13 protein-coding genes are annotated in these 13,891 nt (G+C 58.1%); 4 read left to right on the top strand and 9 right to left on the bottom strand.

The genetic code is table 11. From position 1 onward, the window contains the following. The first annotated feature begins 32 nt into the window (after window positions 1–32). The gene (locus ACR3ES_RS16005; RefSeq protein ID WP_170435516.1) at window positions 33–647 is read left to right on the top strand and encodes a hypothetical protein; all 615 of its coding nucleotides are present in this window, start codon (window positions 33–35) and stop codon (window positions 645–647) included. A 150-nt stretch (window positions 648–797) separates the two neighbouring features. On the opposite strand, the gene ACR3ES_RS16010 is transcribed toward ACR3ES_RS16005, so the two are convergent. From ACR3ES_RS16010 to ACR3ES_RS16050, 9 genes are all read right to left on the bottom strand, one after another. Further along, window positions 798–2,639: a V-type ATP synthase subunit A gene (locus ACR3ES_RS16010; RefSeq protein WP_170435515.1), complete on the bottom strand. Its 1,842-nt coding sequence runs from the start codon at window positions 2,637–2,639 to the stop codon at window positions 798–800. Beyond that, window positions 2,636–3,328, bottom strand: a complete 693-nt coding sequence (locus ACR3ES_RS16015) for a hypothetical protein (RefSeq protein ID WP_170435513.1) — start codon at window positions 3,326–3,328, stop codon at window positions 2,636–2,638. The genes ACR3ES_RS16010 and ACR3ES_RS16015 overlap by 4 nt, the downstream gene beginning before the upstream one ends. Window position 3,329: 1 nt before the next feature. Further along, window positions 3,330–4,007, bottom strand: a complete 678-nt coding sequence (locus ACR3ES_RS16020; RefSeq protein ID WP_170435511.1) for a hypothetical protein — start codon at window positions 4,005–4,007, stop codon at window positions 3,330–3,332. Then, a complete protein-coding gene (locus ACR3ES_RS16025; RefSeq protein ID WP_170435508.1) occupies window positions 4,007–4,450 on the bottom strand; it encodes an ATP synthase subunit C in 444 nt (147 codons plus the stop codon). Before ACR3ES_RS16025 ends, ACR3ES_RS16020 begins: the two co-directional genes overlap by 1 nt. After that, window positions 4,447–6,243, bottom strand: coding sequence for a V-type ATP synthase subunit I domain-containing protein (locus ACR3ES_RS16030; protein WP_170435506.1), 1,797 nt, complete (start codon window positions 6,241–6,243; stop codon window positions 4,447–4,449). The genes ACR3ES_RS16025 and ACR3ES_RS16030 overlap by 4 nt, the downstream gene beginning before the upstream one ends. Further along, a complete protein-coding gene (locus ACR3ES_RS16035) occupies window positions 6,240–6,845 on the bottom strand; it encodes a V-type ATP synthase subunit D (protein ID WP_170435505.1) in 606 nt (201 codons plus the stop codon). The genes ACR3ES_RS16030 and ACR3ES_RS16035 overlap by 4 nt, the downstream gene beginning before the upstream one ends. Next, the gene (locus tag ACR3ES_RS16040; RefSeq protein WP_170435503.1) at window positions 6,823–8,184 is read right to left on the bottom strand and encodes a V-type ATP synthase subunit B; all 1,362 of its coding nucleotides are present in this window, start codon (window positions 8,182–8,184) and stop codon (window positions 6,823–6,825) included. Before ACR3ES_RS16040 ends, ACR3ES_RS16035 begins: the two co-directional genes overlap by 23 nt. A 284-nt stretch (window positions 8,185–8,468) precedes the next feature. Continuing rightward, window positions 8,469–9,872, bottom strand: coding sequence for an MATE family efflux transporter (locus ACR3ES_RS16045; protein ID WP_480423863.1), 1,404 nt, complete (start codon window positions 9,870–9,872; stop codon window positions 8,469–8,471). Between the two features lie 136 nt (window positions 9,873–10,008). After that, the gene (locus ACR3ES_RS16050) at window positions 10,009–10,857 is read right to left on the bottom strand and encodes a LysR family transcriptional regulator (RefSeq protein ID WP_480458667.1); all 849 of its coding nucleotides are present in this window, start codon (window positions 10,855–10,857) and stop codon (window positions 10,009–10,011) included. A gap of 99 nt (window positions 10,858–10,956) precedes the next feature. Here ACR3ES_RS16050 and ACR3ES_RS16055 point away from each other — a divergent pair, with 99 nt between their 5' ends. From ACR3ES_RS16055 to ACR3ES_RS16065, 3 genes are all read left to right on the top strand, one after another. Continuing rightward, window positions 10,957–11,448, top strand: coding sequence for a flavin reductase family protein (locus ACR3ES_RS16055; RefSeq protein WP_480423867.1), 492 nt, complete (start codon window positions 10,957–10,959; stop codon window positions 11,446–11,448). Between the two features lie 133 nt (window positions 11,449–11,581). Further along, on the top strand, window positions 11,582–12,613 hold the full coding sequence (locus ACR3ES_RS16060) for an LLM class flavin-dependent oxidoreductase (protein ID WP_170435499.1): 1,032 nt from the start codon (window positions 11,582–11,584) through the stop codon (window positions 12,611–12,613). Window positions 12,614–13,001: 388 nt separating this feature from the next. Then, window positions 13,002–13,790, top strand: coding sequence for a family 16 glycosylhydrolase (locus ACR3ES_RS16065; RefSeq protein ID WP_170435497.1), 789 nt, complete (start codon window positions 13,002–13,004; stop codon window positions 13,788–13,790). Window positions 13,791–13,891 lie beyond the last annotated feature (101 nt).

Here is a 13,891-nt window from a genome sequence, read left to right on the forward strand (position 1 = left end):
CACTTCGACAGTGATCACGGTAGGAATACGTTATGAGAACCGGCAACATACCCTTTCGCTTCGATATGTCGGACCTGTTGGCGGGCGCACGTCGCAGGTATACGAAGCACGTAGGCAACGTAACTATCAAATTGCCATTCGTAAGCATTGCGGTTGATCCGACCGACATAGAGCAACAGTTAGCCCGTGAACTGGTTATTCGGCTGGCAGATCGTCGCGTTCTATCTGCATGGGAATGCTGCGACAATTGTATCGACAACGCGTTGACATCCCTGCGGGAGATACGCTCGATACTCGTGGATAAACAGGTGGAACTTTCGAACTTAAGGGACGGCTCACTGTACCTTCTTGTTGAAGCTATGGCGTTGGGAATTCGTCAGTTCTTGACCTACGAAGAACTCTTGAACCGATCCGATGATGCGCCGCAGCATCCGCGATTTGGCGAGTTCTACAGGCCACCGGACACGCGACAAGCCTACTTCGACGCCTTGGAAGTGTTGCGCGGCCATCTAAGCCGGTGCTTGGGGCAGGTCGCCGCTATCGGTGCGATGGACTTGCCACAAGAGGGGTTGGTCAAAGAGTATCAAGGCAAATGGCAGATAGAAGCCTACGAAGGTTTACCCATCGAACACCAAGACAACATGTAAGAAGGCCGCGCCTCTGTTGGACATGGACTCGGCACGGTCGATGCGATGCAGCAATCGCCACGGAAAAACACCATCTCGATTGGGGTCAAGCCCGTACGCGAAACGGCATGCAAAAAAAGCGCGTAGGGCGGATCGGTGTGTCATGCGGGGTCACAGGCTGAATGTCTTACGACAAAGATCCTCGATCTGTTGCCAGGTTGCCTTGTATTCCGGTGTGTTTTCAGGCGCGTAGTGGAAGTTCTTCATCAATCCGGTCAATTGAGTAAACACCTGTCGCACCTCGGCCTTGTCCGAGAAGTCGGCCGTAGACTGAGACACGCCGTATACCAGTTTGAATACCATCTTCTGCCGCTCCAACGGCACCGTCGCATCCACCTTGTCGAACGCGTCCTGCTGTAGATAGACCATGTCAACAAACAGCGCCTTCTGCTGGGTCACAAAATCCTCGATTGTGACGCCTTCCTCGCCAGTCACCTGCATCATCTGGTCCACCTGTTCGCCTTTTTCGATCAGAGCGAGCAGATCGCGAACTTTGCTTGTCCAGCCTGGTTCCGCATTTTTGTCGTACCAGTCTGACAGCTGATCCAGATAGCGCGACCAGCTGAGCATCGGATCGACGGCAGGATAAAACCGCTTGTAGGCGCGTTCGGAAGACAGCCCGAGAAAGCACTTCACCGTCGACAGCGTCGATTGCGTGACCGGTTCGTCAAAATTTCCACCAGCGGGTGAGACCGTGCCAATCAGCGTCAGGCTACCCGGATCACCATCGTTGGTCATCAAAGCTCCGGCGCGTTCGTAAAGACCTTTGACCGAGCTTTCCAGATAAGCCGGAAAGCCCTCCTCCCCTGGAATTTCCTCCAGCTTTCCAGAGGTTTCGCGCATCGCCTGCACCCAGCGGCTGGTGCTGTCGGCGATCAGCAGCACGTCAAACCCCATCTGGCGGTAATACTCGCCCAGCGTTATGCCTGTGAAGATTGAGGCCTCGCGGGCCGCAACCGGCATGGACGAGGTGTTGCAGATGATAATCGTCCGGTCCATCAGGCTGCCCCCGGTGGTCGGGTCGGTCATCTTCGGAAACTCGGAAATCGTTTCGACGACTTCCCCTGCCCGCTCACCACAGGCCACGACGATCACGATGTCCACTTTGGCGTTTCGCGCGATCAGGTTCTGCAGGACAGTCTTACCCGCGCCAAACGGACCGGGGATACAGGCCGTGCCGCCACGCGCGATGGGAAAGAATGTGTCGATCAGCCGTTGCGATGTCAGAACCGGCTCGGTCGGATACAGACGCTCGGACAGGGCCCGTTTGAGGATGCTTTCGGGCAATGGCCGACGAACGGGCCATTTCTGTGACAGGGTCAGGGTGTGTTCACCCCCCTGTTCGTCTTCAAGGCGGGCCACGATGTCGTGGATCGTGGCCGCACCTTTCTGAACCCAGACCACCTTGTAGTCGCCTGCCCAATTGAACGGCAGCATGATCTTGTGGGTGAAATGTCCCTCAGGCACGGTTCCGAGACTGTCGCCTGCGGTCACTGTGTCTCCGACCTTGACCGACGGGGAAAACGACCACTTGGCCTGATCGTCGAGCGGTGCAACATCGGCACCGCGGGGCAGAAAGGTCCCGAATTCTGCAGCAACCTTCGGCAAAGGTGACTGCAGACCGTCGAAAACCTGTCCCAGCAAACCCGGCCCCAGTTCCACGGACAACAACTGTCCCGATTGTTCGACCGGATCACCCACCGCGATGCCGTCGGTGCTTTCGTAGACCTGCACATCGGCTGTATCGCCGCGAACCCGAAGAACTTCGGCTTTCAGACGCTCTTGCCGGCCGCCTGGGCCCGGGCGCGTCGGCAAAATGAAGACGACCTCGTTCTTGACCAGTTGCCCGGGCTGGCCGGATGCATCCTTGTCAGCCTGTATCTGCACAAGCCCTTCCTGAACGGAAACGACCCGCGCTGTGGCGGTGGATGACGATGTGGTTGGGGCGGTCATGCGCTTGCTCCGGCAAAATCAATATCGGCGACATCGGCCATCGCCTGCAGGGCCAGTTTTTCAAATCTTTGCGCAGCGTCCTGCGCGTTGCTTTGCGCCCAGCGGTCGAAAATGTTCCAGATCAGGACGTAGATGGCGACCGCCTCGAAATCGAACATGTGGCGGGCTGCATGCCGCTTTAGCTGTTTGTGGCTAACCGACAGAATGAGACGTTCGAGACCCAACGGGTCATCGTTGTCCAGCAATTGATGCGCCTCTTTCACCCAGGGCATCGCGCGCTCAAGTCCAAAGCCCGGATCGGACCAATGGGCCGGGATATAGCGGTTCCATCGACCTACGCCGAACGACCCGCTCGGCGGTCCCTCTCTCCGGTTGCGCAGACGCATGGCGGCCATCACCGACCGCAGCTCCATCCGTTCCATGAACAGCTTTTTCAGGGTGGGTTGCGGGATATCGCGCAAGGCCTGTTTGCAGCGCCGGATGGCCTGTGCGTCGGTGACATCCATGTCATAGGCGCTCCAGCTCAGGGCGTTCTCCAACACGCTCAGAACCTGCGAGTCCCCGGGCGTCAAAGCCTTGAGGCGGCGATCCAACCTAAGGCGGGACAGCGGGGGCTGCTTGGCAACAAACAACCGTTCGGACCCGGGTAGGCTGCAGATCAGTGCAATATAGGCATTGGGGTCCGACATCTCAGCGGATCACCCCTTCCAAAACCGCACGAAAGCGCGGCTGCAGATGCTGCATCAGCAACGAGGCCACAGCCTTATCGGTCAGGTCCAGAACGACGCCCTGATCTTCGGCCCGTACGCGAATTCCTGTCTGCGTGTCGTCCGACGCGTGCAGTTCGACATTCTCGCGCAGCATCTTGGCGGTCAGACCCAATACGTATTTCGTCAGTTTCCCGGACTGGATATCGTCCGCGTTCTGTTTGATGTCTTCCTGGGTGGCCACCTTTGCCGGCAGGATAACCTGCACCCTGCCCTCGAGATTGGCACCCGCGGCGGCACGGCCAACAACCTCAAGGATCATCTGTTTCAGCAGTTCAGGATCGGCCATATCCTTGGTGACCAGACGTTCCACATCCCCGCGAAACCGGTCGGTCAAACCCGCCTTCATCGTGAGAACCGCATCGCGCATCGCGGTGTTCAACGCCTCTTCTCCGGCCGCACGGTAATTGTCGGCTTCGGTGCGCGCCTTTTTAAGATAGTCGTCGGCTTGGTGCCGGGCATCCGCGAGGATGCGCGCCGCCTCGGCCTTGGCGTCGTCGCGTAGCTTTTCAGCCTCAGCCTGACCCGCCGCGACCCCATCGTTGCGCAGCTTGTCGATCAGGGCATCGACACCGTGGGAGATTGTACGATCCTGCGCCATCAACTGATCCCCGCGCTGATAACCAGGGCAAATACAAAGGCAAAGACACCGAAGCCTTCGATAATCGCGGCGGGCGCAAGCGCAAGGCCAAAGATCTCAGGCTTTTCCTTGGTCGCGTTGATTGCTGCGGCACAGGCCCGGCCCTGCCATATGCCGCAATACATCAGCGCAATACCCGACAGGATACCGATCCCGAACAATCCACCCGCGTTGTCCGGTGTGACATCCCGGTTCAACGTGAACATGATGACAATGCCATAGATCACCATCGTCGAAGGAAAGGCCGACACGCCGACAAACCGCCCATAGCCGCCGTCGGTTTCGGTCATGGCACCGATGCTGGCCTGTCCGGCTATGGCGCATCCAACCGCACTGGCGGCGGCGCCCAGCGCCATGGGTGCATAGATGCCCAGCCAGCCCAAAGTGAGTACAAGCTCATTCATTCCTGAACCTCCTTGCGGGCGAACGGGCGAAAGACAATGCCTTCGTCCGGCAGACCCCATTTAAAGAATTCGATGTAATTCAGACGCAACCCGTGGACGACGCCGCTCATCATCGCGAGGGCAAAGTTCAGAACGTGCCCAACGATCAGGATCAGCAACCCAAACAGGATACCCGGCCCCTTGAGCGCCTGCATCACCGATCCTGCCAGATCGTTGAACGTGATCGCCAGCGACGCCGAGGCGAGACCTAGCGCAAACAGGCGCATATAGCTGAGGACATCGCCGAATGCGCCCATGGCACCTGCCAGGCTTTGCAAGCCGCCGACCAGCCGCCAGACCCAATCCATCGGCGTCTTAATCATGCGTTCGCTGGAAAACAGCACAATCGCCAGTACACCGGCACCCATCATTGCGGCACCCGGCGCCATGGAGGTCGCATTCATGTAGCTCAGCCACAGAATAAACCCGCCGATCAAGGCCGCGATCCAGCCCAGGTTGGCGATGGCCTTGCGCTGACCCCAGGCGGCGCGCGCTGCCAGCGCGTTGGCAAGCACCAGATGCAAAACACCCACCACGATGGACATCATCATCATTGCGTTGAAATTGTTCAGGTCCAGCACCTTGAATCGAGCCAATACCGATCCATCCGGCGGCGACACGCCAAAATAGCTTCCAACCAGAACGCCATACAGGATCGTTGCACCGGAAATCATAACTCCAAACCGTCGCCAAGAGCGTTGGGCAGCCGTCGCGTCCAGCCGCTTCCAAAACGCCAGCAATCCCAGCAGGATCACCGCGCCGTACCCTGCATCTGCAACGATCATTGCAAAGAAAATCGCAAAGGACACCGATACAATGACGCTGGGATCCCAGTCCCGATAGCCGGGCACCTGATAAAACAGCGCCAGATCCACCGCAGCACTGCGATTTTCGGGCTGTTCCAGCAATGTGGGCGGTGTGTCATCCGGCGTGGGGTCCTCGATCAGGACCGCCGCACCTTTGTCGCCCGCCATGCCCAGAACCGCATCCACACGGTCCTGGGGCACCCAACCCTGCAACGCAAACACTGCCTCGTCATCGCGCACCTTTTGCCGCGCATGGGCCAGTTCAGCAGCGCTTTCTGCCACCGAAAGGTTGCGGCGCATCAAGGTCAGATACCGCGTCTGTGCCACCCGTTCGGCATCCAACGCCTCCAGCGCAATCTTGGCCTCTTCCAACTGCGCCTCAAGCTCGTGTATCGGCAACGATCCCGTATGCGTCCGGGAGATGGGCAGAATGTCGTCATCCGGTTCTTCAGGGGAAATAAGAACGGCGTAGAGATACCTGTGATCCTCTTCGAGAACAGCCCAGGGTAACTCGAGCCCGGACAGAGCATCGCGATGCTTGAGTGGCAGTCTGTAAAACCACAACCGGTTGCCAGCCAATACATCCGTCGGAGGGAAGTCCAGATCCCCCCACGGTCGGACCTGCGCGATGCGATGCGCCAGAAAGTCCCGCCGGTCCATCATGTCCCGGCTGCGCTGCATCAGGTCGCGGATGTCTTTCACGAACTTATCCATGTCGAAATTGGGATCGCGCTGGATCTGACGGCGCGGATCGGGGGTTTCGGCCAGAAACCGTAGGGCCTTGTAGGCGTCTCTGGCCCCCCGTTCGCTGATTTTCTCGGGCTCACTCGGCGGCGGAACCAGCGGCAGCACATGCATACATCCCAGATCCTGCAACGCCTCGAGCGTTTTGGTCTTTTGCGCAGCCGGACCAACCAGCGACAGTTTTTTAAGCCTGGCGACTGTCATGCCAATGCCTCACGCGCATGCTTGCGTTTGGAGATTTTCGACCGCACGACTGCCTGCATCTGTTCGTCGCTCAGGTAGATGCGAATTTTTTTGATGTTGGCTTTGGCACGCGGGATCAGAACCTTTTCAAACAGATTGACGCGCTGGGTGATGGTCGCGACGGCTTTGTCAAAGATCCTGACCCGCTCCTCGGCCACTTTGACCCGCAACCGCGCCTCGATCATATCGTGCAACAGCCGCGCCGTTGTATCGACCCAATGCGGTTTGGCGAGCACCGAATACGGGCGCACCACGACCTCTATCCGATCCAGCGCCGGCATTTTCACGCCCACGACATTGATCTGTTTGATCTGATAGTCCTTGAGCGTGACCAATCCATCCAGACCGACCTTGTGCTGTGCCAGCATCGGCAGCTTTTCACCCACTTGGCGGGCCAACTCCTGTACCTCGTCTTGCAGGCGCAGCACCTCCGTGCGGGCTTTCGCCCGTTCCGCCATCAGTTGCTGACGCTTGAGATCCAGAGATGGCAGAAACCGCTCATAGCTTTTCAGCTGGGTCTGTTCGCGGGCAAGCGACGATTTATTCAGCTGCAACCTGGCCATCGGCGTCCTTTGGGAAGTATTTGTCGATCAGGGTCTGTTTCATCAGCAACTGCTCGGGCGCAAAACACTCCGCCAGCGTTTTCCAACCCAGATCCAAGGCCGCCTCCAGCGGGATCGAAACGTTGATGTCCATAAACCGGGTTCGAAACAGGCCCCCGAACTTCAGCAACTGATGATCATAGTCGGACAGATCGAACGCCATCGCCTGTTTTTGCGCTGCGTCCCGGCTTTCCGAATAAAACCGGATCATCGTGTTCATGATCTGCCCGTGGTCTTCGCGCGTGGTTTTACCAATGACGTTCTGTTTCAGGCGCGACAAGCTGCCAAACGGATCAATCACTCCGCTATGCAAGTAGAACTGCCCTTCGGTGATGTATCCTGTGTTGTCCGGTACGGGATGGGTCACATCGTTGCCGGGCATCGTCGTCACTGTCAGAACCGTGACCGAGCCGCCCTTGGCATAGTCACACGCCTTCTCATAGCGGCGCGCAAGCTGCGAATAAAGGTCCCCCATGTAACCGCGTTGCGAGGGTACGCGCTCCTGACTTATGCCGACCTCTTTCATTGCATCGGCATAGGCGGTCATGTCGGTCAGCAGCACCAGCACGCGCTTGCCCTCTTCCACCGCAAATTTCTCGGCCACCGCCAGCGCCATGTCCGGCACCAGAAGGCGTTCGACCAAGGGGTCCATCGCCTGATTGACGAACATGACCGTCCGCGAGAACACGCCCGCATCCTCAAAGGATGTGCGGAACGTGTGATAGTCGTCAAAGATCAGCCCGAGCCCGCCAAAGACCACGATGTCTGCATCTGCCTGAATGCCAATTCGACTCAGGAACGCGTTGAACGGCTCGCCCGAGACGGAAAAGATGGGGATTTTCTGGCTTTCAACCAGCGTGTTGAACACGTCGATCATTGGCACATCGGTGCGGATCATCTTGTTGGGCACCGCCCGTTCGGCAGGGTTCACCGTAGGTCCGCCAATCTCGATCCGGGGCTCGGAAGACAGATCCGGCCCGCCGTCGATTGTCTGACCGGCGCCGTCAAACACGCGCCCGAGAATGTTGGCCGAATACGGCGTCTGCATCGGGTGTCCGAGAAATGTCGCGGTCGCCTCGGTCGAGATACCCTTGGTGCCGGAAAACACCTCAAGCGTCACCACGTCCCGGTCGATGAAGATTACCTGCGCCAGCGTTTTGCGGCCATCCACCGTCTCGATCACGGCAAGATCATTGAAGCGCACCGCAGTTTCGCCCGAGCGCTCGGCCGGCACCCGAACCTTGATCGTATCGCCGACAATTTCCAGGACGCGTGTGTATTTCAATAGACTTTGGGACATTGCAAATCCTCATACGTCCAAATGATTTTTAGCACTCCGCGCCGCGACGGCCAGTGCGAATTTTTGCAATCACAGGTTCAGCTTACAACGAATTCAAAAATTGACAAATGAGGATACACCCAACCTGCCGAGACCGGCGCCGATTCACTTGCCGAAATTTCAGTGTTGCAAACGGGTGTGGTCTCACTGACGCCGTCTAGCCGCCGGGTTGGAGCCGGGACGTAATCTCGCCGAGTGAAGACTTGATCGGTTCAAAACAAGTAATCGACGAGGTCGATCCCCGATCACCACCCGCGGCGACCAAACAGGGAATGCAGCCGGTTCTGATCCGCGAAAGGCTCGATAGCCTGGGATTGTTTCAGGCGCGAGACGACGCGCTCGACCATAACGCAGCTGATCACCGCAAAAATGACACCGCCAAAGGCCTGCCCCAGCAGCACGCCCGAGGCACCTGCCAGATAAGACCCGATGGACGCAAACACCCAGGTTCCAATAGTGTGGCGCCCCCAGTTGATCCAGGTGGAATACACCGGATACCCGAGGTTGTTGAAGCTGGCATTTGCAACAAAAATGACGCCGTTGAAAAACGCCGCCAGAGCCAGCGGGCCGCAGAACAGATAGATCAGAATGCGGGTCTCTCCCTGGGCTGCGAACAAGTCTGCAATGGGCGCACGCAACAGAAACAGGATCGCGGCCATCCCCAGGACATAAATCGCAGTGAATTTGATCCCGGCGAAAAAGGCGTCTCGAACCCGATCAAATTTTTCGGCCCCGAAATTCTGACCGATGATGGGCCCGATTGCCCCCGAAAGCGCGAAAATCACCGAAAACGCAACCGGCAGCAAGCGGCCGATCACGGCCATTCCGGCGACGGCATCTGTTCCATATTCAGCAATCTCGCGCACCACGATAGCGTTGCCGATGGGGGTAGCCACATTCGTCAGAACCGCCGGGATCGCAATGGCGCGCACCGGGCGCAGATCGTATGCAACTTGTCTCAGCGATGGGCGGGCAAAACCTCGATGAACATGCAATGTAGGCCAAAGCGCCGCACCCAGAATGCACAGCCGCGCCAGAACCGACGCCAGGGCTGCACCGTCCAGACCCAGGCCAACGCCAAAGATCAGAATCGGATCAAGGACCGCGTTCACCACGCCGCCATAGATTGTCGCCAGCATCGACCTGCGCGCGTCGCCATGGGCACGCAAAACGGCCATGGCCACCATCGCAATCGACATCACCCACATGGTTGGCAAGATGATCGAGACATACCGGGTGGCCAGGCGCAAAACCTCGCCCTCAGCGCCGAGCAGAGACAACAAAGAGCTCAGATTCAGCATCACCAGAGCGGGCGTGATCAACCCGACGATCAAACCCAGAACCGCCACGCTGGAGGCAAAGTGCCGCGCCTGATCCGGCCTGCCCGCGCCCAGTTCGCGCGCCACAAGCGCCCCTGCGGCAATCGACAGACCGATATTGATCGCGTTGGTAAAAAACAACAGCGTCCCCGCGTACCCGACCGCAGCGGCCAACGCATCGTTGCCCAGCATGGAGATGAAAACCATGTCGACAAAATCAACGGCAAAGATCGCCATCAGACCGATGCTGGTGGTCAGCGACATGCGCGTGACATGGCGCATCAGGCTGCCACTCAGGAACACCGCTTCGTTGGTTGACTGACCGGCCATGTCTTTGCCCGTTTGTTACCGCGACCCGCGCGGCCACACCACAAGCGACCACAGCGCCCCGCCAACCGTCAAGACGGATATGGCCCGGCACAGGCGTAGGAACCAATTGCCCTCCAGCGATGAGCGGTCACCGGTTCTAGCTTTGGGACGCCTGAGTGTACGCGTCGACGATCCCGTAAAACCAATCCGCCCCGTCTTTCCACCTATTGTCGAAGGTCAGGAACACGGCCCTGCTAAAGCTCGGAGCCGCGTGCAAACGATAGAGTTTGTTGCGTGACAACTCCTCCTCCACAAGCCGCAGGGGCAGATACGCGCTGCCCACCGCCCGCAGGATGTGTTGCAGTGCCACAGGTGCATTTCCGAAACTGAGGCGTGCGGTACCGGCATCGGCATAGGCGATGGCGTGATCGCGGCCAAAAACCTCGCCTGCATCGACATAGACATAAGATGGGTTGAACCGGATCGGGCTGGCCGGGTCATCTGATACCAAAACCAATTCGTCCGGCGGTAAAACGATTTGATCCTGTTTCTGCGAATGGGCCGAGCGATATGTGAAAGCCAGATCAGACTTGCCCTCGTTCAGCCAGTTTGTGACATCCGACTGACGGCCTAGCCAGATCGACAAGCTGACATCCGGGTATTGATCCATAAGGCATTCGGCAAAGCGCTCAGCCAGGTTCGGCCACAGATCAAACTCGCAGGCCAGATTGCAGATCCCCGACAGGCCGTCTGGCAATGCCGTTTCCTGGCGGGCCTGCTGCCACAGGTTCACGATTGTATCGGCATATCGATGCAGTTTGACGCCAGCCGCCGTCAGCGTGGCACCGGATTTGTTGCGCACCAAAAGGGTTTGGCCCAATTCATCTTCCAACGATTTCAACCGCGCGGTGACCGTGGATTGCGTGACGTTCAGAGCATCCGAGGCCCGCACAAGGCTTCCGGCTTCCACAATGGCCAAAAATGTCCGTAGCTCCTGAAGGTTCATTGTTCTTAATTCGGATTTTCCGAACTTAATGTCCAATATTATTTGATATCCCGCTGCATTCTTCGTTGCTACGGTCTGTTTCAGGGAGGACAGTAGGCCATGATGCATGTTGAACGGGAGAGTTTCATCGCAGCGATGCGCAATGTCGCCAGCAGCGTCAGCGTCGTCACCACCGACGGGCGGGCTGGCCGATACGGCGCGACAGTGTCAGCGTTCTGTTCGGTGTCAGCCGATCCGCCGAGTGTTCTTGTCTGTTTGCATGCCGCATCGCGGATCGCGCATTTTGTTGCCCAAAATGGTGTATTTTGTGTGAATGTTTTGCCGGCGGGAGCCTCTGACATTGCGGACCGCTTCGCGGGAAAACATGACGCGGCGGTTGAGAGCCGGTTTGACGGAATCGACATCTGCGGTGCAGTGCCCGTGTTGCCTTGTGCGACGGCTTTGACCTGCACCGTGACCCAGACAACGCAGGAAGGCAGCCACCTGATCTGCTTTGGCCGGGTGACGGATGTCACGCTGGGCTTTGAGATGCCGCTCACCTACCTGGCGGGTCAGTATCGTCCTATTGCAACGCATGAGGTGCCGAGTTGACCGTTGAAATCCGTCAAATGCGGGTCGGGATGCAAGCGGTTGGCTACACGCGCTCTCATAGAGCCAGATGACCCTGCCCGATGACCCGATCGCAAACCCGTTCAAGCCATACGGTTAGAAGCAAGGTGACAGTATGAAATTTCACTTGGCCATCAATCTTGAACGCATGGACCCATCGACCTGCATGAAGGCCGTGCGCGATCATACGATTGATATGGTGAAAATGGCAGATCAGGCCGGGTTCGAAATCGCCTGGGCCGCCGAGCATCACGCGCTGGAAATGACCATCGCGCCGAACCCGTTTCAGATCATGACCTGGTGGGCTGATCACACCGAAAACATCCGGCTTGGATGCGGTGTGGCCAATGCCGCCTACTGGCATCCGATCAACCTGGCCGGTGAGGCGGCGATGGTTGATTTGCTGTCGGACGGGCGGTTGGAACTGGGCCTTGGGTCCGGCGCATATCAACGCGAGTTTGACCGCATGCATCCCGGGCTGGATCAGAAAGACAGCTACAAGTTCATGCAGGAAATGCTGCCGCTGGTGCGCGACCTCTGGAAAGGTGACGTGGAACACAACGGTGACAAGTGGCAGTTTCCCAAGGCGACCGCCTGCCCCAAACCGGTGCAGGAGACAGTGCCGATGTGGGTCGCCGCCCGCTCGCCCATCACCTTTGACTACGCGGTTGCCAACGACTGTAACGTGATGTGCTGGCCGCTGACGATGCCGATGGCAGAGGCCGAGAAATATAAGGCGCAACTGGATGAAAGTATCGCAAAAGCCGGTGGCTGGACCGGGACCTTTGCGCTGATGCGTCATACGGCGGTCTATGACAACGAGGATGACCGTGCAGCGTCCGTCGGGGCCGTGCGCAATGTGTTGGGCCAGTTCGGCAACCTGATGATGAAAAAGGGCGATGTCTTGAACGGCTTTCCTGAGCGTGTTCCGCTGGAAGAGTTGGACGGCAACGTGCGGGTCGATCCGGACATGCTGGAGGAAAACCTGATGCTTGGATCGCCCGAACAGGTTATCCAAAAGCTGAAAGCGTACAAGGCATTGAGTGTGGATGCCTTCATCTACTACGCCTCGATGGGCCTCGATCTGGACGTGCAAAAACGGTCGATGAACCTGTTTATCAATGAAGTCATGCCAGAGTTTGCATGATGCCGCCTAAATTCTAGGCAAACGCGGTTCAGGATGTCGCGCCCGGAATGGGTAAGCTGCAGCTGGACGTAGCTGGCGACGCACTGGAATAGGTGTTGCAAGGTGTGGGTGGGCGCCGAAAGGTGCCTTTTGGTAAGCGCATCTCGTTCATCACGCCCTAAGCGCACTGAGGCATCAGGTCGGAACCAACCTTCCAAAATTGGTGTGCGCCTCTGAAAAACCTGTGAACGCCACCAGACGTCATGCATCTGATGAGCGCGGTTTCTCCTATAACGCGAGCCAGGTCGGCGGAACATCGCGTGTAAGCTGGATGTCATTGGTGAGTTTTCTCGCAAGCACCTAGCCTTGTGTCCGGACGAATCGCTCATCTGAAAAAGGAGTGGCAGGCATGATCACGTTTCGCGTATTGGCCTGTGTTTCTGCAACCGCATGGATCGCGTGGACTGCCGAACCGTCGGATGCCATGCCGCAGGGCGGCAAATCGTTTTTTGACCCGTTTGATACTCTCGAAACAAGCCGGTGGTTTGTCTCCAGCGGGTGGGCAAATGGCGATCATCAAAGCTGTCTGTGGCACAGCAACCGTGTCGGGGTTCGGGACGGGCTGCTAGAGCTGTCCTTGACAGATCACGCCAAACAGGACCGCGCGTTCAGTTGCGGCGAGGTACAGACCCATGACCGGCTGGGATACGGAACTTTCGAGGCCCGTATGAAAGTGCCCTATGCGCGCGGCATGAACGCGAACATGTTTACCTTCATCGGCGCGCCCCAGGATCGGCCGCACAACGAAATCGACTTTGAGTTCATTGCCCGTGATGGACCGACACTGCAGACAAACTTCCATTTTCGCGGCAAAAGCGACAATACCGACCTGCTGCCGATGCCGGATGACGGCAAGTTTCACGACTACGCCTTTATCTGGGAGCCGGACCGGATACGCTGGTACATTGACGGGAAACTGATCCGCGACATTCGCGGTGGCGATTTGCCGGATGAGCCGCAAAAGATGTATCTCAGCCTGTGGTCGACCGAAACGCTCGTCGACTGGATGGGGATGTTCGATGCAAGTTCAGCGCCTCAGGTTCTTGAGGTCGACTGGGCCGCCTACACGAAATTGGGAGAAGGCTGCGCGTTCCAACAGTCCGTGCTGTGTCGCAGCGGGGTTGATGCTCCGTCATGAGAAGACTGAAATGCACGCCCGGTGCCGCACGGCCCGGCACCAGTGGGACATGTGGCCCGGGGTCCGGCGCGCGTCGTTTCCCGACTGATCCTTGCCATCGA

This window comes from Ruegeria sp. B1 (assembly GCF_056535885.1).